The 1,626-nt window shown below is 49.8% G+C and carries 1 rRNA gene; it reads right to left on the bottom strand.

The features are described 5' to 3' along the window. Positions 1 to 1,549, bottom strand: a 23S ribosomal RNA gene (locus tag NPA36_RS10170); the annotation flags it as partial. Positions 1,550 to 1,626: the final 77 nt, after the last annotated feature.

Here is a 1,626-nt window from a genome sequence, read left to right on the forward strand (position 1 = left end):
GATAAGCATTTGACTCATCAACCAACTCACTGCTTGGACACGCACTTCCAGTCGCGTGCTTTTCTTAGCCTCCTGCGTCCCTCCATTGGTCAAACAATTCATAGAAGTACAGGAATATCAACCTGTTGTCCATCGCCTACGCCTATCGGCCTCGGCTTAGGTCCCGACTAACCCTGGGAGGACGAGCCTTCCCCAGGAAACCTTAGTTATTCGGTGGACGGGATTCTCACCCGTCTTTCGCTACTCATACCGGCATTCTCACTTCTAAGCGCTCCACATGTCCTTACGGTCATGCTTCTTCGCCCTTAGAACGCTCTCCTACCACTGGAACCATCAGGTTCCAATCCACAGCTTCGGTAATCTGTTTAGCCCCGGTACATTTTCGGCGCAGAGTCACTCGACTAGTGAGCTATTACGCACTCTTTAAATGGTGGCTGCTTCTAAGCCAACATCCTAGTTGTCTGTGCAACTCCACATCCTTTTCCACTTAACAGATATTTGGGGACCTTAGCTGGTGGTCTGGGCTGTTTCCCTTTCGACTACGGATCTTATCACTCGCAGTCTGACTCCCGGATATAAATCAATGGCATTCGGAGTTTATCTGAATTCGGTAACCCGAGATGGGCCCCTAGTCCAAACAGTGCTCTACCTCCATGATTCTTCATTCCGAGGCTAGCCCTAAAGCTATTTCGGAGAGAACCAGCTATCTCCAAGTTCGATTGGAATTTCTCCGCTACCCACACCTCATCCCCGCACTTTTCAACGTGCGTGGGTTCGGTCCTCCAGTGCGTTTTACCGCACCTTCAACCTGGACATGGGTAGGTCACTTGGTTTCGGGTCTACGTCCCCATACTCACTCGCCCTATTCAGACTCGCTTTCGCTACGGCTCCGACTCTTCGTCTTAACCTCGCATGGAAACGTAACTCGCCGGTTCATTCTACAAAAGGCACGCCATCACCCATTAACGGGCTCTGACTACTTGTAAGCACACGGTTTCAGGTACTCTTTCACTCCCCTCCCGGGGTTCTTTTCACCTTTCCCTCACGGTACTGGTTCACTATCGGTCACTAGGTAGTATTTAGCCTTGCCAGATGGTCCTGGCGGATTCCGACGGGATTTCTCGTGTCCCGCCGTACTCAGGATACTGGTAGAGCTGCGACATGTTTCGCATACAGGGTTTTCACCTTCTTTGACGCACCTTCCCAGGTGGCTTCTGCTACATGTTGTCAGTCTCACGTTCCAGTCCTACAACCCCAAAAAGCAAGCTTTTTGGTTTGGGCTTCTCCCGTTTCGCTCGCCGCTACTCAGGGAATCGATTTTTCTTTCTCTTCCTGCAGGTAATGAGATGTTTCAGTTCCCTGCGTCTACCTCTCTTCAAGCTATGTATTGGCTTGAGAGTAACATTCGATTAAGAATGCTGGGTTCCCCCATTCGGAAATCTCTGGGTCAAAGCTTACTTACAGCTCTCCAGAGCATATCGGTGTTAGTTCCGTCCTTCATCGGCTCCTAGTACCAAGGCATCCACCGTGCGCCCTTATTCACTTAACCTACGGTTAAGTCTCGTTATGATCGCGTTTTTTTCTTACGATACTCTTTGTTAAAAACTCATTATCAACGTGGCTATC

It is taken from the genome of Granulicatella seriolae (assembly GCF_024543085.1).
Taxonomy (GTDB): Bacteria; Bacillota; Bacilli; order Lactobacillales; family Aerococcaceae; genus Granulicatella; species Granulicatella seriolae.